The organism is Exiguobacterium alkaliphilum 12/1, assembly GCF_000714435.1.
GTDB lineage: Bacteria > Bacillota > Bacilli > Exiguobacteriales > Exiguobacteriaceae > Exiguobacterium > Exiguobacterium alkaliphilum.
Map to the genome: position 1 here is coordinate 22,535 of NZ_JJMW01000041.1, position 22,900 is coordinate 45,434.

At 53.3% G+C, this 22,900-nt stretch carries 22 protein-coding genes, 1 riboswitch and 1 other annotated feature (1 of these 24 only partly in view); of the genes, 12 read left to right on the forward strand and 10 right to left on the reverse strand.

Translation table 11 applies throughout. The annotated features are described in order from the left end of the window. Positions 1-20, reverse strand: a binding site (T-box leader); it reaches 194 nt to the left of the window's first position. Between the two features lie 149 nt (positions 21-169). Then, positions 170-1,849 (forward strand): GGDEF domain-containing protein, encoded by a 1,680-nt coding sequence (locus RT52_RS08630; RefSeq protein ID WP_034816722.1) that lies wholly within the window; start codon positions 170-172, stop codon positions 1,847-1,849. 96 nt (positions 1,850-1,945) lie between these two features. Then, a riboswitch (SAM riboswitch) is annotated at positions 1,946-2,040 on the forward strand. A 72-nt stretch (positions 2,041-2,112) separates the two neighbouring features. After that, positions 2,113-3,399, forward strand: coding sequence for a Na+/H+ antiporter NhaC family protein (locus tag RT52_RS08635; RefSeq protein WP_260577603.1), 1,287 nt, complete (start codon positions 2,113-2,115; stop codon positions 3,397-3,399). Positions 3,400-3,427: 28 nt separating this feature from the next. Here the strand turns inward: RT52_RS08635 and RT52_RS08640 are convergent, their stop codons facing one another. Further along, positions 3,428-4,069: a TVP38/TMEM64 family protein gene (locus RT52_RS08640; protein WP_034816727.1), complete on the reverse strand. Its 642-nt coding sequence runs from the start codon at positions 4,067-4,069 to the stop codon at positions 3,428-3,430. A 224-nt stretch (positions 4,070-4,293) separates the two neighbouring features. Between RT52_RS08640 and trhO the strand changes: the two genes are divergently transcribed. The 4 genes from trhO (at position 4,294) to ald (ending at position 8,354) form a co-directional block, all read left to right on the forward strand. Then, positions 4,294-5,235 carry an oxygen-dependent tRNA uridine(34) hydroxylase TrhO gene (gene trhO / locus RT52_RS08645; protein ID WP_034816729.1) on the forward strand — a complete coding sequence of 314 codons (942 nt, stop codon included), beginning with the start codon at positions 4,294-4,296 and terminating at the stop codon, positions 5,233-5,235. A gap of 118 nt (positions 5,236-5,353) precedes the next feature. Beyond that, positions 5,354-5,779, forward strand: a complete 426-nt coding sequence (locus tag RT52_RS08650) for a divergent PAP2 family protein (RefSeq protein WP_029333791.1) — start codon at positions 5,354-5,356, stop codon at positions 5,777-5,779. A gap of 89 nt (positions 5,780-5,868) precedes the next feature. Beyond that, a complete protein-coding gene (locus RT52_RS08655) occupies positions 5,869-7,083 on the forward strand; it encodes a PucR family transcriptional regulator (protein ID WP_034816731.1) in 1,215 nt (404 codons plus the stop codon). A gap of 140 nt (positions 7,084-7,223) precedes the next feature. Next, positions 7,224-8,354 carry an alanine dehydrogenase gene (gene ald, locus RT52_RS08660; protein WP_034816734.1) on the forward strand — a complete coding sequence of 377 codons (1,131 nt, stop codon included), beginning with the start codon at positions 7,224-7,226 and terminating at the stop codon, positions 8,352-8,354. 40 nt (positions 8,355-8,394) lie between these two features. On the opposite strand, the gene murB is transcribed toward ald, so the two are convergent. Together murB and RT52_RS08670 are read right to left on the reverse strand one after the other, a co-directional pair. Next, positions 8,395-9,315 (reverse strand): UDP-N-acetylmuramate dehydrogenase, encoded by a 921-nt coding sequence (gene murB, locus RT52_RS08665; protein ID WP_034816737.1) that lies wholly within the window; start codon positions 9,313-9,315, stop codon positions 8,395-8,397. Between the two features lie 152 nt (positions 9,316-9,467). Then, positions 9,468-10,118, reverse strand: coding sequence for a diacylglycerol/polyprenol kinase family protein (locus tag RT52_RS08670; protein ID WP_034816739.1), 651 nt, complete (start codon positions 10,116-10,118; stop codon positions 9,468-9,470). 148 nt (positions 10,119-10,266) lie between these two features. Here RT52_RS08670 and RT52_RS08675 point away from each other — a divergent pair, with 148 nt between their 5' ends. Next, a complete protein-coding gene (locus RT52_RS08675; protein ID WP_034816742.1) occupies positions 10,267-10,890 on the forward strand; it encodes a DUF1836 domain-containing protein in 624 nt (207 codons plus the stop codon). A gap of 60 nt (positions 10,891-10,950) precedes the next feature. Here the strand turns inward: RT52_RS08675 and RT52_RS08680 are convergent, their stop codons facing one another. Further along, positions 10,951-11,430, reverse strand: coding sequence for an LURP-one-related family protein (locus RT52_RS08680; protein WP_034816745.1), 480 nt, complete (start codon positions 11,428-11,430; stop codon positions 10,951-10,953). Positions 11,431-11,647: 217 nt separating this feature from the next. Next, positions 11,648-12,148, reverse strand: a complete 501-nt coding sequence (locus RT52_RS08685) for a restriction endonuclease (RefSeq protein ID WP_245175507.1) — start codon at positions 12,146-12,148, stop codon at positions 11,648-11,650. Positions 12,149-12,269: 121 nt separating this feature from the next. Between RT52_RS08685 and RT52_RS08690 the strand changes: the two genes are divergently transcribed. Beyond that, positions 12,270-14,444, forward strand: coding sequence for a PAS domain-containing sensor histidine kinase (locus tag RT52_RS08690; RefSeq protein ID WP_034816747.1), 2,175 nt, complete (start codon positions 12,270-12,272; stop codon positions 14,442-14,444). Further along, positions 14,441-15,511, forward strand: a complete 1,071-nt coding sequence (locus RT52_RS08695; RefSeq protein WP_034816750.1) for an SDR family oxidoreductase — start codon at positions 14,441-14,443, stop codon at positions 15,509-15,511. The genes RT52_RS08690 and RT52_RS08695 overlap by 4 nt, the downstream gene beginning before the upstream one ends. A gap of 12 nt (positions 15,512-15,523) precedes the next feature. Here the strand turns inward: RT52_RS08695 and RT52_RS08700 are convergent, their stop codons facing one another. After that, entirely contained in the window at positions 15,524-16,903 is a 1,380-nt protein-coding gene (locus RT52_RS08700; protein ID WP_051690315.1) for a TrkH family potassium uptake protein, read from the reverse strand. A gap of 136 nt (positions 16,904-17,039) precedes the next feature. On the opposite strand from RT52_RS08700, the gene RT52_RS08705 reads away from it, so the two are divergent. The 3 genes from RT52_RS08705 to RT52_RS08715 all read left to right on the forward strand — a co-directional run bounded on the left by RT52_RS08705 (position 17,040) and on the right by RT52_RS08715 (position 18,913). Then, positions 17,040-17,291 carry a hypothetical protein gene (locus RT52_RS08705; RefSeq protein WP_245175510.1) on the forward strand — a complete coding sequence of 84 codons (252 nt, stop codon included), beginning with the start codon at positions 17,040-17,042 and terminating at the stop codon, positions 17,289-17,291. 82 nt (positions 17,292-17,373) lie between these two features. Beyond that, positions 17,374-18,156, forward strand: coding sequence for a flagellar motor stator protein MotA (gene motA / locus RT52_RS08710; protein WP_034807231.1), 783 nt, complete (start codon positions 17,374-17,376; stop codon positions 18,154-18,156). After that, on the forward strand, positions 18,134-18,913 hold the full coding sequence (locus RT52_RS08715) for a flagellar motor protein MotB (protein ID WP_034816756.1): 780 nt from the start codon (positions 18,134-18,136) through the stop codon (positions 18,911-18,913). Before motA ends, RT52_RS08715 begins: the two co-directional genes overlap by 23 nt. 24 nt (positions 18,914-18,937) lie before the next feature. Here RT52_RS08715 and RT52_RS08720 read toward each other — a convergent pair whose 3' ends face one another. From RT52_RS08720 to RT52_RS08735, 4 genes are all read right to left on the reverse strand, one after another. Beyond that, the gene (locus RT52_RS08720; RefSeq protein WP_034816759.1) at positions 18,938-20,362 is read right to left on the reverse strand and encodes a dihydrolipoyl dehydrogenase family protein; all 1,425 of its coding nucleotides are present in this window, start codon (positions 20,360-20,362) and stop codon (positions 18,938-18,940) included. Next, positions 20,359-20,724 (reverse strand): DUF1499 domain-containing protein, encoded by a 366-nt coding sequence (locus tag RT52_RS08725; protein WP_034816761.1) that lies wholly within the window; start codon positions 20,722-20,724, stop codon positions 20,359-20,361. Before RT52_RS08725 ends, RT52_RS08720 begins: the two co-directional genes overlap by 4 nt. Before the next feature lie 64 nt (positions 20,725-20,788). Further along, complete coding sequence (locus tag RT52_RS08730; RefSeq protein WP_034816763.1) at positions 20,789-22,168, reverse strand: sensor histidine kinase; 1,380 nt, start codon at positions 22,166-22,168, stop codon at positions 20,789-20,791. After that, positions 22,165-22,857: a response regulator transcription factor gene (locus RT52_RS08735; protein WP_034808752.1), complete on the reverse strand. Its 693-nt coding sequence runs from the start codon at positions 22,855-22,857 to the stop codon at positions 22,165-22,167. The genes RT52_RS08730 and RT52_RS08735 overlap by 4 nt, the downstream gene beginning before the upstream one ends. Positions 22,858-22,900 lie beyond the last annotated feature (43 nt).

Here is a 22,900-nt window from a genome sequence, read left to right on the forward strand (position 1 = left end):
CTCTTTTTCATCGACTTTCGTCTATGTGGTTGAAAAGCAATTTCATTATAGAGGATAATTCCTGTAGACTCAATGCTAGAATTCCGCCATCATGAGGATTAGGCAGGACTGTCGCCGCATCATGCCGAATTTTACGATACACCATCGATTTCCCACAGTAGGAGGGGCCATGAACCATTTCCGCAAGATGTCTGCCCTCGGTTGGGGTGTTTGGAGTTTATTTCTTCTGCTGACCGTCACCTTGTTCGCGACAGGCGTATTGAACGCACCGGCGATCGAGCCGCTGCCGTTCATCTTGATCGCGTTACTCGTCATCATCTTCCAAATGGACTCAATCGAGCGTAAAGGCGTTTATTTCACGTTTTCAGAAAGCATCGTCCTCATCATCTTTTTATTCTTCGATTTTGAGACAGCGTTATTCGTCAACCAAATCGGATTGCTCGTCTTCCAATTCGTCAACTTGAAGCCGCGCGTCGCGCTCAGGCGTTTCCGCTTCACGTACCCGTGGAATGCGATCACGTCTTTCTTAGAACTCGCCATCCCGGCAAGCGTCTATTTGACGCTCGGCGGACAGACCGGTCTTGGGTTTTATACGCAAGACTCGTTCCTCCCGCTCGCCGGACTGATTCTCGCCATCATCGTGAACACCGTCATTCAAAAGTATCAAGTCGGTTGGTGGTTCCGTGTCGATGTGCCCGTCCGTGATTTTTTAAGCATCGCGTTTTACACGTATATCGTCAGCCTCGTCTTCATTTTGGCCGCTTCCTTTTTCCGCGAGACGAACTTGCTCGTCGTCAGCAGCATCGCCGCCGCGCTCACGTTTTTCATCAAGCGGCTGTTGATTCAAAAAGGACGGCAAGACGCGTTCAAATCGCTCATCGAGCAGTATGACGAGGCAAAAGAGGCCGTCTCCTTGTCGCAAAGCGAGGCCCAAGCGATTGAAGTATTTTTAAGCCAATGTGAACGGCTGAATCAATATGACGCCGGCTTCGTCGAGTTCGCCTTGTTCGACCGCTCGCTCTACTTCGACTTGAAGACGCGTCAACCAGTCGAAAGACCCCGCGTGTTCGACTTACTCGAAACGTCGCATCCTCTCGAAACGTCGGTCGAGTATGAGATGCGGTTTGAATGGGACGCTCCATTATCCGAAGAGTTCCATGACGACTATCATAGTTTTATCTCGGTCCGGTCCGAGGAGATCGAAGGCATTCGCACATGGCTCATCATGACAGGCGAACACGCTTACGGTTACCCGCTCATCATTCAGCGCGAAATCGTCAAGCTGCTCAAATCGTTCAATCGGACGATTAGCCGCTGCCATGAGCGAGACCGCTTGTATACCGAGAGCCGGACGGATAGTCTGACGCTCCTCGCCAACGCGCGGGCGTTTTACGAATATGGAATTCAACAAATTTCAGACGGATCGATGTACCCCATCTCCGTCGCCATGCTCGATATCGATTTCTTCAAGAAAATCAATGACACGCATGGTCACCAAGTCGGGGATGGCGTTCTCCAAGAGTTCGGCCGACGGATTCGCCAGGCGCTTCGGACCGAGGACTTTGCGGCGCGCTACGGAGGCGAGGAGTTCATTCTGCTCTTGAACCATTGCGACACCGACCAGGCCGTCGAAATCGCCGAGCGTATCCGGCAAAAAATCGAAGCGACGCCGTTCCGTGTCGACGGCATCGACATCCAAGTGACCGCCTCAATCGGGGTCGATACGATTCAAGCGTTCGGTGATCAACGACTCGACGACACGATTCGAAACGCCGACCGGGCGCTTTACGTCGGCGGCAAATACGCCGGGCGCAACCGGGTCGCCCATTTTCAATATTTGACGACCTGACTCATCCCTATGCGAAGCGCATAGGGATTTTCTATTGACAAACCGGTTCGAAACAGATAGGTTAGGGAACGTGTCTTATAACTAAATCATCCGACTTTTTTATCAAGAGAGACCGAGGGACTGGCCCTGCGACGTCTCGGCAGCGGGGAACCTGTGCCAAATCCAGCAAGCACGTGCTTGAAAGATGAAAAAGGCGCTTCTTACATGGAGAGAGCCTTTTTCGAAGGGCTCTCTTTTTTATTTCTATGAATGAGGTGAAACGATTGGAACAACCAACTGCAAACAAATGGGCACTCTTGCCTTTACTCGTCTTCCTTGCCTTCTTTATCGGGGCCGGGGTTTACTATGGTGACTTTTATAAATTCCCGGTACTCATCGCGGCACTCATCGCCTTGATCGTCGCGGCTACGATGACGAAAGGCAGCGTCACCCAAACGGTGGAACGGATTGCCCAAGGTGCCGGCAATCCGGGCATTTTGATTATGATTTTCATCTTTCTCCTCGCCGGTGCGTTCTCGAACGTCGCGGGCGAGATTGGGGCGATTGACGCGACCGTCAACGCGGCGCTCACATTGCTCCCGCCTTCGCTCCTGTTAAGTGGACTGTTCGTCATCGCCGCCTTCATCTCGATGGCGATGGGGACATCGACCGGTACGATTGCCGCCCTCGCCCCAATCGCGCTCGGTATCCACGAAGAGAGCGGCGTCAATCTCGCCATCGCCGCGGCAGCCGTCGTCGGTGGCGCCATGTTCGGAGACAACTTGTCGTTCATCTCTGACACGACGATTGCCGCCGTGCGAACGCAGCGGACGAACATGCGTGACAAATTCCGGACGAACTTTTGGATCGTCTTGCCGGCCGCGATTATCACGACGGTTCTCCTTGCCGTCCTATCGAGCGGCACGGTCTCTTCTGTCGAGATCGCTTCGTTTGAATGGTACAAGCTCATCCCGTACCTCGCCGTCATCGTCCTCGCCTTGACCGGGTTGAACGTCATCCTCGTTCTGCTCGGTGGCATCGTGTTGACCGGAATCATCGGTCTACTTGACGGGACCTTGTCAGTGACCGCGTTCGTTACGGCGGTCGCGGACGGGATGATTGGAATGGCAGAGATTTCGATTTTGACGCTCTTCATGGGCGGACTCGTCGGACTCATCTCCCATAACGGCGGCCTTACCTACTTGCGTGACGCTCTCACCTCGCGGATTCAGCGACGGGCCGGCGCCGAGTGGAGCATCGCCGGACTCGTCAGTGCGACGAACGTCGCCACGGCCAACAACACGATTTCCATTCTCGTGGCAGGTCCGCTCGCAGCGAACATCGCTGACACGTATGAGATTGAGCGGAAAAAATCAGCCAGCGTGCTCGACATCTTCTCGTGCGGTGTCCAAGGACTATTGCCTTACGGTGCACAGCTCCTCATCGCTGCCGAATTGACGAACACCGCGTCCCCCGCGCTCGTCCCGTTCATGTTTTATCCGTTCCTCTTGTTCATCTGCGGTGGACTTGCCATTGCATTCAACTTCCCGCGCTTCAAGAAAAAAGCCTGACAAAAACGACCCTTTGAATCTAATCCGTTCAAAGGGTCGTTCGTTTTGCGTCGAGCTCACGTTTAAGTTGTTCGTTCCGTTTTTTGAACGCGCGCCGCTTGAGCAGTTCCTCGAGGCCACGGCTAATCGCCCATAGGACGAACAGTAATAACCCGAGCATCGACAAACGGAACGGGCTTTGGATGAACTCTTCCCACTGGTCGCCGATGACCGAGAAAATCAACACGACGAGCAATTTACCAAATCCGGCCGCCATAATGAACGTGCGGAGCGGCATTTGAATCAGGGCGAGTAAGTACGTGATCAAACTGACGGGGATGAACGGAAGTGAATAGAGAAACCCGAGCGAGATTGGACTCATATGATTAATCCGTTCAAGCCAATAGACCCCTTGTTTATGTTTCTCGAGCCAACGCGTCATCGGTTTTCGGAAGACGTAGCGGACGGCCGTGAAGACGAGGATTGTGCCGAGCAAACTGCCGACCCAAGACAGTAACGTCCCGAGTAGGAACCCATATGTTGCCGCGTTCGCCGAAATGATGAGGACGAGCGGGAGAAACGGAAAAATCGCTTCTAAGAACGGGGCCCCGAGTCCGGCCCACGGACCGCCCGGAAGCTCTTGTAGCCATTCAATCAATTGGATGATCCACTGTTCAAGTGATGTGAGCATATCGATTTCCACCTTTGGCTTTCATTACTATTTTGTACCCGAATTCGCGTCTGAGGACACGTCCCCCTGCTCGGCTTAAAAAAAATTAAAAAGTATTTGCGAAAATTAGCTGTGATATCTATCATATAATAATGGACTTGTGGTTGCAGGCAAGCCCATTCGTCGAACGACACAACCCAACGTTCGTTTTCCTGCAAAAAACTGAACACAGGGGAGTAACACAAATGGAAACAAAACCAATGCGCGTGTTGTTGTACTATAAGTACGTCAACATCGAAGACCCAGAAGCGCTCACACAAGAGCACTTGAAGTACTGTAAAGACCTCGGCATCAAAGGACGCATCTTGATTTCTTCCGAAGGAATCAACGGGACGTGCTCTGGTACGTGGGAACAGACCGAGCAGTACATGAACGACTTGAAAGCGAACCCGTACTTTAGCGACATCGAGTTCAAAATCGATGAAGTCGAGGAGCACGCGTTCTCGAAAATTTTTGTCCGTCACAAAAAGGAACTCGTGACGTGGCGCTTTGATGGCGAGTTTGACGTGCCGAAACAGCACGGTGCATACCTCGAACCGGCAGAATGGAAAGAGATGATGCATCGCGATGATGTCGTCATCCTCGACGTTCGTAACAACTACGAGTACGACCTTGGTCACTTTAAAAATGCGATCAAGATCGACGTAGAGGCTTCTCGTTACATGCCAGAATGGCTCGAAGAGAACAAGGACCTCTATGAAGGGAAAACGCTTCTCACGTATTGCACCGGCGGCGTCCGTTGCGAGAAATTTACCGCATATATGCGTGACCAAGGTCACGACAACATCTTCCACTTAAAAGGTGGGGTCGCCATGTACGGAAAAGACGAGGCGACAAAAGGCGAGGATTGGGAAGGTGAGCTGTACGTCTTTGACGAGCGCATCAACGTCCCGGTCAACACGGTCAACCCGTCCATCGTCTCCGAGTGCATGCACTGCGGCACGAAGACGGTCCGGTACGTTAATTGTGCCAACCCGGTGTGTAATGCCCAGCACTTCTGTTGTGAAGAATGTGAGCCGAAACAGATGCGCTCATGTTCAAAAGAGTGCCAAGAGCATCCACGCAACCGCTATATCATCGAGAATATCGCGGACAAACTTCAGGAAACTGAAGGCGTCGTCGGGTAACAAAAATCGACCAGAAAGCGTCAGCTGGCTTCCGCCACTGGCGCTTTTTTTGACGAAATCTTTACGTCTACGGTGACGTTATATCGGGTATAGTGAAGATACCATTGTCAGACAGGAAGTGAATCGATTGCTGTTTAACGAACCCTTACTCGCCGCCCTCCTCGCATGGTTTATCGCGCAGGCGGCCAAACTTGTGACAGAACTCATTAAAACGAGAGACTTCGAACTGCAAATCATGTTCGCCTCAGGCGGCATGCCGAGCTCCCACTCTTCGACCGTCGTCGCCCTCGCGACCGTGATCGGACGGATGGAGGGACTCGACTCTAGCATGTTTGCCCTCGCCTTGATTTTCGCGACGATCGTCATGTACGATGCGACCGGCGTCCGCCAAGCGGTCGGATTCCAGGCGCGGCTTTTGAACGATTATTTCAAAGGAATCAAGCACGAGACGCCAATTTTGAACGAACTCGTCGGCCATACACCGTTCCAAGTCATCGTCGGTGCCTTGCTCGGTCTCGTCGTCGGTCTCTTCTTCCCAATTTAATCGAATCGGGCATGTCCATTCCCACTCCCCCATCTTTTTGTGAAGTTTCACAAGAGAGACGGTATACTCAAAGGAGAGGAGGAATCGACATGCCTTTTTTGCAGAAGTCCTATGAATCACTCGACACGCTCGCCGAAGCGATTGGCCAAGCGATTCGCGCACCGATCACGATCGAGAACCGCCATCATCAACTGCTCGCCTACAGCACCCATCCCGACTCGACCGATCCGGCTCGCATCGCCACGATTATCGGTCGTCGTGTCCCGGAGACGGTCATTGAGGACTTATGGGAAAGTGGGATGTTACAGTACGTCATCGATAGCGACGATCCCGTCGCCATCCCGGCGCGGCTCGCCGTCGGACTCGGCGAACGGGCGGCCGTCGTCATCAAACAGCATGATGATGTGCTCGGGTATATTTGGAGCTTGGCCCGCCCGACCCCTTTCTCGGAACAAGAGCTGACCGTCTTAAAAGAAGGGGCTTCCATCGCCAAGAAATTGCTCATGACGATCGCGATGCACGAACGCCGCATCGATGCCGAGCTCGAACGGTTCTTCTTAGATGTGTTAGCGACCCCGGCTCTCAGCCCGACTAACCAGCAGCGCTTGAACGAACTCGCGCCGATTGCCGTGGCGAGTCGATTGACGGTCATCGACTGTCTGCAACCGATCACCCCGCAGTTCGCCGAGCGACTCTTTTATGTACTGGCGACCCAACAGTCGATTGAGGTCGTCCTCCAAGCGATTGACGGACAACAATTACTCGTCTGGCATTACATGAAAACGGAATTGGCTGAAGAAGAGACGATGCTACTTGACTGGGCTGAGCGGTTCGAGACGCTTCTTCAGGATAAGTTCCCCGAGGCGAATCCGACGCTTGGCATCAGCCGTCGCTTTTTCGAGAGCGAGACGCTCTATCATGCCGCGGAGGAAGCGCGCCGTGTCACTTCGCTACGACGAAAGTTCCCGCTTGAATTGGTGAACGCCCGCACGTTCGAACAAATTGGGATCTATCAACTCGTACCCGACCTCGCCCGTCGCATCAACCTCCGCCTCGAGACACACCCGACGCTCGAACGGCTGAAAGCGTACGACCAGACCCATCAAACCGAACTCGTGACGACGCTCGAGTGGTACTTTTACTTCGATGGCAACGTGAAACAAGTTGCCGCCCATCTCCATATCCATCCGAACACGGTATTGTATCGGGTGCGACGGATTGAAGAATTGACCCAAATCACGCGGGCCTCGCTCCCAGAACGGGCCACGATTTACTTGGCGATTAAAGCCGACCAATACCGTTGAGACACCAGACCTTCACCTTGTGATTTTTCACAAAGTGAGGGTCTTCATTTTTAGAATGTGGGATAAAGACAGCTTTTTCGGAACGGTCTATACTAGAAGTGTGAACAAATTGTGTCAAGGAATTGAAAGGGGAACGGATCATGAAAATCGGGGTATTGAAAGAGATTAAAAACAACGAAAACCGTGTCGCACTGACGCCGATGGGGGCAGCCGTATTGACAGAGCTCGGGCATGACGTGCTCGTTGAAACGGAAGCAGGCGTAGGGAGCGGCTTCACGAACATGGAATATGTTGACGCTGGTGCGACAATCGTCGACACGGCAGCAGACGTATGGAACCACGTCGAGCTCGCGCTCAAAGTAAAAGAGCCACAACCGTCGGAATATCGCTACTTCCGTCGCGATTTGACGCTCTTCACGTACCTTCACTTGGCGGCCGAGCCGGAACTGACGAAAGCACTCGTCGATTCGGGCATGACCGCAATCGCTTACGAGACTGTGGAAATCGATCGGACGCTCCCGCTCCTCACACCGATGAGTGAAGTCGCAGGACGCATGGCCGCTCAAATCGGGGCACAGATTTTAGAGAAGCCGCACGGCGGAAAAGGGATCCTCTTATCAGGTCTCCCAGGCGTCCCGCGTGCGAACGTGACCGTCATCGGCGGCGGGGTCGTCGGGACGAATGCGGCCCGCATCGCCATCGGCCTCGGTGCGAACGTGACGCTCATGGACATCAGTCCAGCCCGTCTTCGTCAAATCGACGACCAGTTCGGCAACACGATCAACACGCTCATCTCAAACAGCTATAACATCGCCAAACAAGTCGCCGAAAGCGACCTCGTCATCGGTGCGGTGTTGATCCCTGGTGCGAAAGCTCCGAAGCTCGTGACGAAAGATATGGTGCAACAGATGTCACCGGGCTCGGTCATCGTCGACGTCGCCATCGACCAAGGCGGGATTTGTGAGACGATTGATCACATCACGACACACGACGCACCGACGTACGAGCGCTTCGGTGTTCAACATTACGCGGTTGCGAACATGCCAGGCGCCGTCCCACGCACGTCGACGCTCGGCCTGACGAATGCGACGATGCCGTACATTATCGAGTGCGCGCAAAAAGGCATCTTCACAGCGCTTCGGGAGAATGCCGCCCTCCTCAAAGGATTGAACGTCATCGACGGTACGGTCACGTATGAGGCTGTCGCCCGTGACCTCGACTATCCGTTCATCCCGGCGTCAGAAGCCATCACGAAACAGCTCCAAGCCTAAACGAAAGACGCTTGAACGAATTATCGTTCAAGCGTCTTTTTTATGCGTTTTCGACGGCGATATCTTCACCGATGATTTTCACTTCTGGCTCCAAGTCGATTTCGAACTTCTCTTTCACCGTCGCTTGGACGTGACGGATGAGCGAGATGTACTCGGTCGCTGTCGCGTCGGCGATGTTGACGATGAAGCCGGCGTGCTTCAGTGACACTTCGGCGCCGCCGATGCGTTTCCCTTGCAGGCCGCAGTCTTGAATCAACTTGCCGGCGAAGTAGCCCGGTGGTCGTTTGAAGACGCTGCCACATGACGGGTACTCGAGCGGTTGCTTCGACTCGCGCTTGTACGTCAAGTCATCCATCACTTCTTTGATGGCCTCGTACGCGAGCGGCTCGAGTGCGAACGTCGCTTCAAGCACGATGAGCCCCTCTTTGGCGATTCGGCTCGTCCGATAGTCGAGGTCGAGCTCGTCTTTCGTGAGCGTGAGCAGTTCGCCTTCGGGCGTCAAGACGACCGTGCTGACGATCACATCTTTCGTCTCACCGCCGTAGGCACCGGCGTTCATGTAGACGGCACCGCCGACCGTTCCCGGGATACCGCAGGCAAACTCGAGACCTGACAGCTCTTCTGTGAGCGCTTGGCGCGACACGTCGATGATGGCAGCCCCTGCTTGCGCGATGACGTGATTGCCTTCACGACGAATCGTCTTCAGTTCGTTCAAGTTCAAGACGATGCCGCGGAGTCCTCCGTCCCGGACGATCAAGTTCGAACCGAACCCGAGAATCATGAACGGCATGCTCTCGCGATGTGCGAGTTCAAGCACGGCCTGAACTTCTTCATACGTATGCGGTGCCACGAAATAGTCCGCGTTCCCGCCAAGCTTTGTATACGTGTGCGCCGACAAAGGCTCGTCTTGTTTGACGCGATCGGCTGGGAGTATCGTTAATAATTGGTTTAAAAAGCTCATGCGTTCACTCAATCCTTTACGTTCTATTTTTATCTGATGAATGCATCGAATGGCTTCGACGCACGTCGCTGAATGGTTTCAGTACGAATCACAGTATACAAATGTTTGCCGGGAGTGACAAGCAACGTTTTCTTTACAATCGAGCAAATGATTTACAACAATAACGATGTGGCGACAGCCACTACAATCGGAATTGTAAAGTTATCCCAATCTCGATACGAAATTGCTTCTGTCAGCGTCGCGACAACGGAAATGATGAACCCATATGTTACCACTTGCCAAAGGGGAACATCATCCCACAAAAACAATAAAAAGAGAACGGCATATGAACTGAGGAACATGGCCATACTGCCTTGGAACGAACGCTTTTGACCGTATAAGTCGTACGTCACCGTGCCATACTTGCGACCGATGAGTGCGGCCAAGCCGTCCCCCCACGCCAACACGAGCGAACCGGCCAAGAAGGCGAGCGGCTCGGATTCAAAGAAGAAATATAAGATGACGAGCAGTGCGATTGGGTAATAGACGGTGCCGAATGATTTCCGTTCGGTTTGATGCACCGGCGACGGACTTTTATAAAGAAGGAACGCGTTCGCGAACGTGAAGAACACGAGCGGGATTGCCGCGACGTACCATGTCTCCATGAGCCAGACGGCGAGGAGCGACCAATGTCCGACCGCGATATGTACACTTTTACGAATTGTTTCGTCCGTCCAACCTAGACGCTTGCCGACTTGTTCGAGTCCGACGAGGAATACGAGGACGATGACGATCGATAAGATAGAGCTGACCCATTCATTCATCGATAGACCACCTTTAGCTACAGTTTTTCTACGTTTACATTATACCTTAATCGGGTCTGAACCTAGCTTCCTTTTCAAACATTTGGTAGAATGAGGTCAAATGACTGTATAGACGGCGAACGAAGCCGGCTATAGAAAGGGTGGCTTTATGCGCGACGCAACTTCAATTCAAACTTTGGCGGACTGCCTTCACTATATGCAAGTTGGCGACGTCGATCGGGCCATCGCCTTGTTCCCGGAAGAAGTCCGTGACCACTTTCCGAAAGAGCTCCGTAAAATCCATTTGTTTCATATTGAAAAGAACGGACTGTCCATCAATCAAATCGTCGCTCTCGCCAACACGTTGACCGGCGAGCATTTATCGGCGACGACGATTCAAAACTGGACGAAGCGCGAGGTGCGTAAAATTATCGGCGTCCCGCGTGTCGGAAAGAAATATTCCTTGCAACAGGCGGCAATCATCTATTTGCTCGACGACTTGAAGCACTTGTTCTCGCTTGAAGAGACGAGCTCGCTGCTTGCGCTCATCTTTAACAACCCGGACCGTGATGAGGACGACTTCATCTCGCCGATCGATTTTTATCGGTTATATGCCGAATATGCCAAGTCGACGAGTCCAATCGACTTGCTCGACACCCGGGCAAAACGCTCGGTCGAGAAAATGGGACACTCCCATCCGAACATCATCCACGTCTTGAAGCTCTGTTTGTACGCCCACCGCGTCACAACACTCGAGCTCGAGGCAAAACAATACTTGGGCCGCTTCATGTGATGAAGCGGTTTTTTGCATACAGAAAAGCACCAACCCGAAGGCTGGTGCTTGTCGTTACGTTCAGACAGAAACCGCAAGCGGCATCCGTGATTTGACGCTCAGCGTCTTCAAGACCGACAATAGTTCAAACATCGAGAGCTGGTCGGCTTCTTTCGTCAGACAGAAGCTGTCGTCCTCGTGCTTGCGAAGCTCGGCGACTAACTTGCCCGCCTTGTCGCGTACACTGAACTTGTAGCGCTCGACGTCGTATTGAATCGTATAGAGCCCGCGTTCATAGACGTTGTACTCACACTTTTTCCCGAATAACGAGAATTTGTCTTTCAATTGACCAATCGCTTGCCCGTCGTGGTTCATCACGACCCATTTCTGACAGTTCGGGATATATTTCCCGAGAGCGATTTGTCGGCCAGACAAATTGTGCACTTGGACACTGCCTTCCGCGTCGCGGTGAACAGATCCGATCGCATCATTTGTCTCGTCATAAATGGTTGCCTCGCCTTGCGTAAAGACGCAACCTTTTACATAAATTAATTTGCGCACCGCTTTTCCTCCTAATACGTTCCAACCACGAATTTTCTATTTGTCCGGTTGGTCATTCTGTGAAACCCCAATGTTGTTTCGTGTAGCCGAATCTCTCTGTTCAACTACTACATATTTCATATGACGAAGATGATTATTGCACCGTTTGAACAAAAAGACAACCCCTTTTTCTTCGACACAATCCGTCATCTTGACAAACATGTGAAAACCGCCTGCCCTAGCGCTTAAACCCTGCTTCTTTCAACAGTTGCTCGAGCTCTGATCTTGCAATCAGACGAACTTGATTTGGTGCCGCCAATTCATAGGCACTTTCCGTATAAGACGAGTTCGTCACGACCCATCCCTCATCCACCCCATAGTATGGAACGGCCGCCGCCACTTGTTGGACCGCCTCGAGCCCGACGACTTTCTCGTAGCGCTTTGCCTGGACGGCGATTGACCAGCCGTCCGGTGTCTCGAGCAACAAGTCGGCGCCAAAGTCACGAGACGCCGGTGTGACGGTCACCTTGTAGCCGAGCGCGTGGAACACGTCCTCTAAAAACAACTCGAACTCACGTCCGTCCATGCGGTCGATTCGGTCAATCGTCGATAGGCGCTTCCGCCAGATGAGCCAGACGAGACCAAGTATGATTACCGTGACGATCGCCCAAACCGGGGCGTCCATCCACCAAAGCACAAGCGCGAGTATGAGACTCAAGCCCATTCCTTTCACGTTCATCGTCCTCTCCATCGTTCGTTCACTATTACTTTACCGTCTCTAGGCAGGAAAACAAAGGCACAGGTGTCGAATGGTATGAAGATGTACCCGTTTGATTTATAGAAGGAGGGATTACCCGTTGATGGAGAAAAGAGTGCATCTCCAGAACGACCTGTTGCATGCTTTGCCTTACGGTGTCGCCTTAATTCAAACAGACGGCACGATCGTGCAAGCGAACCGACCGTTCTTAAAACAATTTCCTGAAGATTTACAGACGCGTTCAAACATCTTTCATATGGTCAATCAATCCCCGATTACGATGGAGCTGTCGCGCCGGATGGAACAAGGACTCCCTTGGATGTACGAGATGCCGACCATCCGCATCCACGCCATCCCGAACGGAGACGTCTATATTCTCTCAATCGAACCGCTCCCGCTCGATACGCGGGTGACGGTCCAACATAACGCCTTCGAAGCGATGATGCATACGGAGCTCGACATGGCGATGATCATGACCGATGCGAACTTGCTCATCAACCGATTCAATAAAGGGGCGACCGAGCTGTTCGGCTATGCCCCCCATGAAGTCTTATACGAGATGACCCCATTCGCCCTCTTCGAGTCCCGCGAATTGAGCGAGAAACGGACGCATTACCAGGACGAGACCGAACGCTTGCTATCGTTCGAACAGATGCTCCGCGTCGCACTCGATCGTGGCGACCGCGAATGGAAGTTTCAACGGAAAGACCGGACCCACTTCGTCGGGAAGCTGTTCATGCATCCCGTCTACGAGCAAGCCCGCGTCATCGGCTTCTTCTTCTTCGTCTTCGACGTCAGCCCGGAGATTGCGTTAAAAGGCGAGTTGCTCCATAAAGAACAGCGCTATCGGATGTTCGCTGAGTCGGTCATCGAAGCCGTTTTGTTCCATGAGGACGGGACGATTCTCGACGCCAACAAGGCGGCCGAGACGATTTTCCGCATCCCCGCTGAAGACATGGTCGGTCGCCAGACAATCGAGTTCATCGCCGAAGGCTACCGGGCCGACGTCTTGCGACGTATCCGCAACCATATCCAGACGCCGTACGAAGTCATCGGTCGACGCGAGGACGGCACGTTCCTCGAGATGGAAGTGTACCCGAAAGAGGTGACGTATCAAGGCCAGACGCTCCGCGTCGCCGTCATGCGTGACATTAGCGACCGTAAGAAAGTCGAACGGATGCTCGAGCGCGAGAAGAACGCCATCGCCCGCCAGCGCGATATCATCCAGTCGATTTTACAAGCGTCGAACGAGGCGTTCGTCTTGACCGAATCGAACGGCAGCGTCCTGTTCATGAACGTGCACGCCCGCCGTCTGCTCGACTTGCCCGGCATCGCCCCGAATAAGATGCAAGAGCGCATCCCGCTCTTGACGACGTTCCGACAACGAGACCGGACGGAGATGTTGAAAAAAGTCGACCTCCTGCTCGACGGCTCGGCCCACGAGGTATCGATGCGCTTCTCGATTCCGCAACCGAACGACCGGGATGAACAGTACTACGAGATGTACGCGACCGGTATGGACGCGAAGCGTCAAGTCGGCGTCGACAGTGGTTTCTTGTTCGTCTTCCGAAATCGAACCGAGGAAGAGCGGATGGACCAAATCAAGAACGAGCTCGTCAGCACGGTCTCCCATGAACTGCGGACTCCGCTCTCTTCCTTATCCGGCTATATCGAGCTCATGCAAAGTCGAGAGCTGACGCCGGAGAAACGAGAGCGTTTCTTGAAGACGATGGCTAAAGAAGCGAAACGGTTGACGGACTTGTTGAACGACTTCCTCGACATTCAGCGCATGGAGGACGGCAATCAGGAGTATAAAAAGGACCGTTTCATCTTGAACGAGCTCGTTCGTGACGTCGTCGAACGGTTCCGTGAGACGAGCAACCATTCCATCCATTTTGACGACGCCGATGAAGCACTGCCTCTCATCGCCGATCAAGCGCGTATCGAGCAAGTGCTCATCAATCTGTTGTCGAACGCAATCAAGTATTCGCCGCAACACCACGAAGTTGAGGTCCGAATCCGAGCCGAGCATGGACAAGCGTTCGTCTCGATTCAAGATTTCGGCATCGGCATCCCCGAGCACGCGTTCGAAGAGCTATTCAAGAAATTCTATCGCGTCGACAACTCCGATACGCGCCAAATCGGGGGGACGGGGCTCGGGTTGTCCATCTGTAAGGAAATCATCGAGTCGCACGGCGGTAGCATCGAAGTCGAATCGACGGTCGGCGTCGGCTCGACGTTCACGTTCACGCTCGACTTAGCGGAGGAGACACTATGAACCATTACGCCTTTACGGGGTTCCCTGGTTTTTTGGCCGGGAAGCTGATCACCCATCTCGCGTCGGTACCGAACCAAATCGGCACGATTTATGCGCTCCATTTGCCCCATCAAAAAGAAGAAGCCATCGTCTTGAAAGACGAGCTGCTCGAGGCGACGACGTTAGAGGAAACACAACTCGTTCTCGTCGAAGCCGACATCACGCTCCCCGAAGTGATTCTTGACCCAATCACGCGTTCGGTCATCGAACGGGACGTCCATTACGTGTTCCACCTCGCTGCTGCTTACGACTTGAGTATCCCGTATGACGTCGGCTATCGGATCAATATGCTCGGGACGAAACATATGACCGCGTTCGCGAAGCGTGCCGCTCATCTCAAACGATACGTCTACTTCAGCACCGCTTACGTCTCCGGTCGGCGCCAAGGCACCGTATATGAGAATGAATTATGGCACCGCCTGCCGTTCAAAAATCATTATGAGGCGACGAAGTATGAGGCGGAAGCAATCGTCTCGCGCGAGTTCGGTTCGATGCCGATCACGATTATCCGCCCCGGCATCGTCATCGGCCATAGCGTGACCGGGGAGACGAAGAAGTTCGACGGCGTCTATTTCGTCTTGAAACTGATGGACCAGTTGCGCCAGGCGGCCCCGCTTCCTTACATCGGACGTCAAAATGTCGAAGTGAACCTCGTCCCGTACGACTATGTCGTCGAGGCGACAGCCTATCTCGCGCATGCCCCGGCCGGACTTGGCCGGACGTTCCATTTGACGGACCCGTTCCCGCACGGCGTCCGTGAAGTGTACCGGATGATTCACGAGACGATGTTTGCACGTGCCCCGCGCGGCACCATCCCCCATATCGCCGCCGAGGCTGGGTTTTCCGCACTCAAGCTTCAAGAGCGGTACGGCGTCCCGCGCGAACTGCTCGACTATTTCAAGCATCAAGTCCGGTTCGATACGACACAGACGATGCGCGCATTGAGCGGGACCGGGATCGTCTGCCCGGACTTGAAAGATTATTTGCCGCAAGTCGTCACCTATTACGAGACACACAAAAAGCCCTAATAGGGCTTTTTGTCATCCAATCAATAGTTTTTCTTTCGGATAGCGAATCTTACGGTCGAGCTGCTGTGCCACGGTGAAGAGGATCGTGAGCGAGCCGACGCGACCGAGTAGCATCATGAACATGATGAGTTCTTTCCCGCTGTTGTTTAACTCGGCCGTGATCCCGAGCGACAAGCCGACCGTCCCGAACGCGGAGACGACTTCAAACAATACGGCCGTCGCTGGCAAGTGACCGTTCGTCAAAACCGTCAAGGTCGTAATAAATACTATAAAGAAGAAGCTCGTAATCGCGACCATGTACGCTTTTTTGATTTGAAACGTGTCGATTGTCCGTTCCATGATGACCGTCTCCTTCTTCCCAAGCAGAAACGCCCACATGTCGGCCAAAATGACCACTACAGTCGTCACTTTAATCCCTGATCCTGTCGAGGCGGCCCCTGCCCCGATATACATGAGGATGAGGATGAGACCGATTGAGACCGGCGCCATCGTCGCGATATCCATCGTATTGAAGCCGGCCGTCCGTGTCGTGATCGCTTGGAAAAACGTCGCGTGAAGCGCTTCGTCGAGTGGGCGTCCGTAAAGCGCCCCTTCTCTCGACACCCACTCGAACAGCATGAGGCCGAACCAGGCGATTCCATTGATGACGAGTAGTGAGCCGATCATGATTTTCGAGTGGAGCGCCAAGCGCTTCCAGCCCTTCACTTCGGTCACATCAGCAATCGTCGTGAAGCCGAGGCCGCCAATCATGATAAGAATGGAAATCGTGATGACGATGGACGTGTTCTGTTCAAACTGCATGAGGCTATCTGGCCATAGGGCAAACCCGGCGTTATTGAACGCCGAGACGGCGTGGAAGAAGCCGTAGTACAAGGCGTCACCGAACGAGTAGTCGCCTGTGCCGTACAGTTCTGCTGTCAAAAAGCAGAGACCGATCACTTGAACGATGATCGTCGTGAAGACGATGTTTCGAACGAGCCTTACCGTCCCGCCCGGTCCTGACAAGTTGAGGGACTCTTGGAGTAAGATGCGTTGTTTCAAACCGATTTTACGTCCGAGCACGCTGAGGAGCATGAGGGCGACGGTCATAAAACCGAGCCCCCCGATTTGAATCAACGCCATGATGACAACCTCACCAAACGTCGTAAACGACGTCCCGATGTCGACTGTGGAAAGCCCTGTCACCGTAGCGGCCGACGTCGCGATGAAGAGACAGTCAATCCACGCGACGGGTTCACTTTGCGCGAACGGCATATAAAGGAGCGTCACCCCGATCAAAATCACGAGCAAAAAGCCACTGGCAATAAAACGGGCCGGTTTCTCGAATACGATTCGGTATAACGCCTCGATTCGCTTCAGCCGCCGTTCCCGTATCGATAATGGATGTCGCATCCGCATATCCCCTTCACTCTTTCTAAGCCACATATTACGCCTTGCCGACAAAATTGCCAACTAGGAAAATGTCACGCTAACCCTTTCTTCGATTTTTTGGTAATATGAGAGATAGACTTTATAAACGTTGAGGAGGTTGAATGAAACCGTGGACCCTAGTACGGTAGATCATTCGCTAAAGGATGTCTCGCGAAGTTTGGAGCGCCAGTCACAGTACATGCCCGCCCATCTTTATTTCCAGCTTGAAGAATTGTTAAATTGGTCACTCGATCAAGAAGTTGTGAATCAATTGTACGCATTGTTAAAAAAATACGACGTATTAACCGATATAGAGCGTGAAGAACGAAATGTCAGCATCCAATTGCTGATTGACGAAAACGGCGCTTAACCATCGGGAACGCATTATGCGGGAGACGAGTGGCGTCTCTCGCTTTTTTATGTCCTGGATTAGAAAGGTGGAAAACATAGACATGGATGTCGTCACGTTAGTAGGGCTTATACTCGGCTTTTTCACATTGATTGGTGGAATGCTTCTAAAAGGTGCAGGCGTAGCCCCCCTGATTAACCCGGCCGCATTGGTCATCATTTTTGTCGGGACGGCCGCTGCGGTCAGTATCGCCGTCTCGAAAGAACAGCTGCAAACCGTTCCAAAACTTTTTAAAATTCTATTCACGAAACAAACGCTCCCAAGTAAGACCGGCATGTTGACGCAATTCGTCGATTTATCGACACAAGCACGAAAAGAAGGGCTTCTCTCTCTTGAGACAGCGCTCGAACAAGTCGATGAACCGTTTTTGAAGCAAGGCATGATGATGGTCATCGATGGACAACCGTCCGAATATATCGCCGAAGTCATGTCACGTGATATCGAAAACATGGAAATCCGCCATAAGGCGAACGCTGACGTCTTCACACAAGCCGGTACATACGCCCCGACACTCGGCGTACTCGGAGCCGTCATCGGGCTTGTCGCTGCCTTAAAAGACTTATCCGACATCGAAAAACTTGGCTACGCCATCTCAGCCGCTTTCGTTGCGACGCTATTCGGAATTTTCTCAGGGTATGTGCTCTGGTTCCCGTTCGCGAATAAACTGAAGCAATACTCGAAGAGCGAAGTGCTCATCAAAGAGATGATGATTGAAGGGATCCTCTCGATTCAAGGCGGCGAATCGCCGAAGACGTTAGAAGATAAGCTGTCTGTGTATTTGTCTCCAAAGGAGCGAGCCGACTATGAAGCGCAAAAAGAAGCATGATCATGAAGAACATATTTCAGAAGGCTGGCTCATCCCCTACGCCGACCTATTGACGCTCCTCCTCGCGCTCTTCATCGTCTTGTTCGCGTCGAGTAACGTCGACCAGACAAAACTCGAGAAGATGTCACGGTCGTTCAACCAAGTCTTCTCTGGCGGGACGAGCGTATTCCAAGCATCGACCGCCTCAAACAGCGACATCAACCGGACGAACAACACGGACACGACGGCGAACCCGCGAACGTACGAACTCGCGAAACTCGACGAACTGAAAGAACAAGTGAACGAGTACATCAAACAGAACGGGCTACAAGACGAGATTGAAGCGACCATCAATTCAAGCGGTCTCGTCTTGACGATTCAAGACCGTGCGCTCTTCAGCATGGGGGAAGCGACGTTAGACGCCGAGGCTCGAGCCGTCGCCCGCTCCATCAGCGGCATCCTCGAGCAAGCCGGTAACCGGGAAATCGTCGTCTCGGGCCATACGGACAACGTCCCCATCAACACGGCCCGCTTCCCATCGAACTGGGAACTCAGTTCGGCCCGGGCGACTGCCTTTATGCGTGGCTTATTGACGAACGACACACTGAATCCGAGCCAATTCACACTCGCGAGCTATGGGGAATATAAGCCGATTGCGACGAACAGCACGCCGGAAGGACGGGCCAAGAATCGTCGCGTCGAAGTGTTGATTAAACCACTCGTCGACCTATCCGAAGGTGCACCAAAAATGATTGAGACGATTATTTTGCCACAGTAAAAGCCCACTCGCGTGGGCTTTTTGTCATCTTGTCCATTCAAAATATTTACGAGCGAGGTCAGTGAGCGGGCTGTTGAAGAGACGTTTGCGCCAGTAGAGGTCGGCCGCCTTCTTCACGGCCTCGCTCCGTGATGGATACGGATAAATCATACGGGACAGCTTTCCAATCTTATCCCCGCGCTGCATCGCGTAGACGACGATTTGCATCCAATCGCCGGCCGTCATTCCGACCGCGTGACCGCCAATGATTTTACCGTTCTTCCGCGTGATGATTTTGACGAAACCGGTCTCTTGACGGTCGGCGACGAAACGGTCGACCTCGGACAGCTTCGCTTCAAAGATGTCGACGTCTTCCCCGTACTGTTCTCGTGCCTCGGCCTCGGTCAAACCGACGTGGAACACTTCCGGGTCCGTGAACGTGATCCACGGCATCTTCTTATAATCGACTTTGTTCCATAGACCGAACAAGGCGTTCGCGACGACGGCTTTCCCTTCTTCGCCCGCAGCGTGCGTGAACGGGAGCGTATTGATCGTGTCGCCGATTGCAAAGATGTGCGGTTGTGACGTCCGATACGTCGATGAGACGTCAACGTATCCGTCTTTGACGTGGACGTGGGCCCGGTCGAGGCGAAGCGCCTCGAGCCGTGGCTTTCGCCCCGTCGCCATGAGCAGCTTGTCCGCTTCGTAATGCACGGTCTCCCCGTAGATTTCCGCTTCGACACGAATCTTGCCGTCCACTTCTGAGATGTGTTTGACGTCCACGCCAATCTTCAAACGCATCGCCATCTCAAGTTGAGATTTAAGTAGCGTCCGCACCGACTCATCTTCTTTCGGCAAAAACGTATCGAGCGCCTCGAGCACCGTCACTTGACTGCCTAGCCGAGCGAATGACTGAGCGAGCTCGAGCCCAATCGTGCCGGCTCCGATGACGATGATGCTCTCTGGTAGCGTCTCCTCGTGGAAGACGTCTTCGTTCGTTAAGTACGGTACCGTATCAAGTCCGTCAATCGGTGGGACGGTCGGTTGCGATCCGGTTGCGATGACGAATTTCTTCCCAATCAAAAGATCGTCCCCGACTTTTAACTCGTACGGGCTTTGGAACGACGCTTCGCCGATATAAACGTCAACGCCTAACTTCGTAAAACGTTCCGTCCCGTCATGCTCTTGAATGATTTCGCGGGCACGATCGACACGGGCTTTCGTTGACTGGTAATGGTCTCGTCCATCGAACTCGGTGCCGAGCACGCGGGCTGCTTGCATCATCGAACTCGCTTCTTTCGAGGCGGCGATGAGCGCCTTTGACGGGATACATCCGACGTGGAGACAGTCGCCCCCGAGGTGCTTCTTCTTCTCGACGAGCGCGACTTTCGCGCCTAGGTTGGCCGCACCTGCGGCGACCGTCATCCCGGCGGCGCCACCTCCGATTACAATCAATTGGTAATCCTTCATTTGATCAACCTCCGATATCGTTCACTCACGTCTTCCATCCGTCTCCGGTTGACCCCAAAGTCGTATTGACCGACCCGTGCAGCCGAACGAAATTCAATTTGTCGTGTCTCGTCGTCGAATAAAAACTCGACGTCATCTTTAAACTTCATCACTTTCGTCGCGACGACGTAATGGAGTGACTCTTCGGTCTCGTCGATGAGCTCGGTCCGCGGCAATTGCCCCATGACCATCTTAATCGCTCCGACCGTCTCGGCCCGGTCGCGCCCGTACGGAAGCGGCTCCATCTTGAGCGCCTCGTTCGACGTCTGTGTCGATACGGCGTTCGGTGTCCCTTTAATTGGTTTCAATGATTTCGTGGCCACGCGAAAAACCTCCCTTATTCTACATACAATTACATGTATCCTGAATCGGGGAGGTTTAACCCTATTAATGTAACTCGCTCGGGTCGAGCGGCAAGAGGACGGTCACGGTCGTACCCTGCCCGACCTCGCTCTCGATGACGAGTTTTCCTTCATGCGCTTCAATCAACTCTTTGGCGATGGCAAGGCCGAGGCCGCTACTGCCTTCGGTCACTTGCGCCTGATAGAACATCTCGGTGATGCGTTGTAAATGTTCTTTTGAGATGCCCGGTCCTTCATCGATAATCGAGATGAAGGCGACCCGTTCCGACTGAACGAACCGAACCGTCAACGTCCCGCCTTCCGGCGAGAATCGAATCGCGTTGTCGAGCAAGTTCAAAAACACTTGCTTCAGTCGATTCTCATCGAATAGACCCGTCGATTTTTGTGGATACCGCTCGATGAGGGTAATCTGTTTATCCTCAAGCGACTGTTTTAGTTGCACGGACACTTTACGCAACAACGTGACGAGGTCGAGTTCCTGACGATACAAGACGAGGCGGCTCTCTTCGATCTTCGTGTAATCGAGGAGCTGCTCGACGAGGCCGATCATCCGCTCGGTCTCAGAATGGATGATGCTGAGGCCGAGCTCGGTCTCTTCGGACAACTTCTCGTTGCCGCCGCGAATCGTCTCGGTCCATCCTTTGATTGACGTGAGCGGTGTCCGCAGTTCATGGGACACGTTCGATAAAAATTCGTTCCGTGTCGACTGATGCTGCTGCACTTTCGCCCCTAAGTACGTCAACGTCCGCGCGAGCGCCCCAAGCTCATGTTTCTCATTCGAGTAGACTTCGAGATCGAAATCTCCTTGTGCCATCTCATCGGCCGTCTCGATGATTTCTCGAATCGGACGGACGAACCGGTCCGCGATGCGAATGACCGCGTAGAGGGCGATGAGCCAGATGAAGACGCCAATCATGACGACCGCCATCCAAATCTCTCGGATGAGCGTGTCGAGGTCTTCGAGCGGGCGGGTGAAGCTGATGGCGAGTTCGCTCGTTTCCCCGGTCATAATCGGGCTCGTTACCGATAAGAAGTGTTCGTCCCCGACATCGTAATCTTGAACGACCGATTCCCCTCGGGCCAAGCGGTCGAGTTGCGACTCGGTGAACAGCGCCTGTTGATCTCGTTGTCCGGTCGTCTTGATGATGTCGCCGCTTCGGTCGACAATCGTCAAATCCGTTCCCGGGTAACCGAACGTCCGTACGAGCACCGAGAAGGCACTCGGCGTCTCGAAGCCGACTTGCGCTTGCGGATACAGATAGGCACTCGTCGTGGCGTGACTGAGGAGCGCCTCGGACTCATACTCATAGTAATAGCGATACGTACCGTAAGAGAGGACGCTCACGAGCAGGACGAGGACGAGTGTGACGACAATCATAATGCGAAGGACAAGCTGTTGCTTCATCCGTCATGTCTCCGCCACTTGTACCCATGCCCCCACAGCGTCTCAATGAACGCCGGATGGCTCGGATCATCTTCAATCTTTTGCCGCAGTCGCCGAATGTTCACGTCTACGGTCTTCCGGTCCCCGAAGTAATTGATGCCCCAAACCGCGTCGAGCAAGGCGTCGCGCGACAAGACGACTTCCTCGTTTTGGACGAGATGGCAAATCAAGTCGTATTCGGTCGGTGTCAAGTCAATCGGTTGCCCGTACTTCGTCACTTGCTTGGCTGCAAGGTCGATGGCGAACGGTCCCGACTTCAACCGTTTCTTCTCTTTACGCTTCACTTTCTCGACCCGGCGAAGGAGCGCCTGAATCCGGGCGACGAGTTCGCCTGGACTGAACGGTTTGGCGATGTAGTCGTCCGCACCTTTCCCGAGCCCTTCAATCTTATCCTCTTCAAGCGTCCGTGCCGTCAACATGATGATCCCGACGTTCTCGTCTAAGTCGCGAATCGCCGCGCATGCTTCGAATCCGTCCATTTCTGGCATCATGACATCGAGCAAGACGATATCGAACGGCTGGCGGTCAAACGCCGTTACCGCCTCACGTCCGTTCGTCGCCTCAAACACATCAAACCCGGCTCGCTTTAAATTTACGATGATGAAGCTGCGAATCGCATGCTCATCCTCGGCTACTAATATCCGATTCATATATCCACCTCTTCTGAAGTTCACTTCTCTACATTATAGTTAC

Bases quoted from the DNA above. Each gene is read 5' to 3' on its own strand.
- RT52_RS08630 (WP_034816722.1), top strand. From the start codon at position 170: ATGAACCATTTCCGCAAGATGTCTGCCCTCGGTTGGGGTGTTTGGAGT.
- RT52_RS08640 (WP_034816727.1), bottom strand. From the start codon at position 4,069: ATGCTCACATCACTTGAACAGTGGATCATCCAATTGATTGAATGGCTA.
- trhO (WP_034816729.1), top strand. From the start codon at position 4,294: ATGGAAACAAAACCAATGCGCGTGTTGTTGTACTATAAGTACGTCAAC.
- RT52_RS08655 (WP_034816731.1), top strand. From the start codon at position 5,869: ATGCCTTTTTTGCAGAAGTCCTATGAATCACTCGACACGCTCGCCGAA.
- ald (WP_034816734.1), top strand. From the start codon at position 7,224: ATGAAAATCGGGGTATTGAAAGAGATTAAAAACAACGAAAACCGTGTC.
- murB (WP_034816737.1), bottom strand. From the start codon at position 9,315: ATGAGCTTTTTAAACCAATTATTAACGATACTCCCAGCCGATCGCGTC.
- RT52_RS08670 (WP_034816739.1), bottom strand. From the start codon at position 10,118: ATGAATGAATGGGTCAGCTCTATCTTATCGATCGTCATCGTCCTCGTA.
- RT52_RS08675 (WP_034816742.1), top strand. From the start codon at position 10,267: ATGCGCGACGCAACTTCAATTCAAACTTTGGCGGACTGCCTTCACTAT.
- RT52_RS08685 (WP_245175507.1), bottom strand. From the start codon at position 12,148: ATGAACGTGAAAGGAATGGGCTTGAGTCTCATACTCGCGCTTGTGCTT.
- RT52_RS08690 (WP_034816747.1), top strand. From the start codon at position 12,270: ATGGAGAAAAGAGTGCATCTCCAGAACGACCTGTTGCATGCTTTGCCT.
- RT52_RS08695 (WP_034816750.1), top strand. From the start codon at position 14,441: ATGAACCATTACGCCTTTACGGGGTTCCCTGGTTTTTTGGCCGGGAAG.
- RT52_RS08700 (WP_051690315.1), bottom strand. From the start codon at position 16,903: ATGCGACATCCATTATCGATACGGGAACGGCGGCTGAAGCGAATCGAG.
- motA (WP_034807231.1), top strand. From the start codon at position 17,374: ATGGATGTCGTCACGTTAGTAGGGCTTATACTCGGCTTTTTCACATTG.
- RT52_RS08715 (WP_034816756.1), top strand. From the start codon at position 18,134: ATGAAGCGCAAAAAGAAGCATGATCATGAAGAACATATTTCAGAAGGC.
- RT52_RS08720 (WP_034816759.1), bottom strand. From the start codon at position 20,362: ATGAAGGATTACCAATTGATTGTAATCGGAGGTGGCGCCGCCGGGATG.
- RT52_RS08730 (WP_034816763.1), bottom strand. From the start codon at position 22,168: ATGAAGCAACAGCTTGTCCTTCGCATTATGATTGTCGTCACACTCGTC.
- RT52_RS08735 (WP_034808752.1), bottom strand. From the start codon at position 22,857: ATGAATCGGATATTAGTAGCCGAGGATGAGCATGCGATTCGCAGCTTC.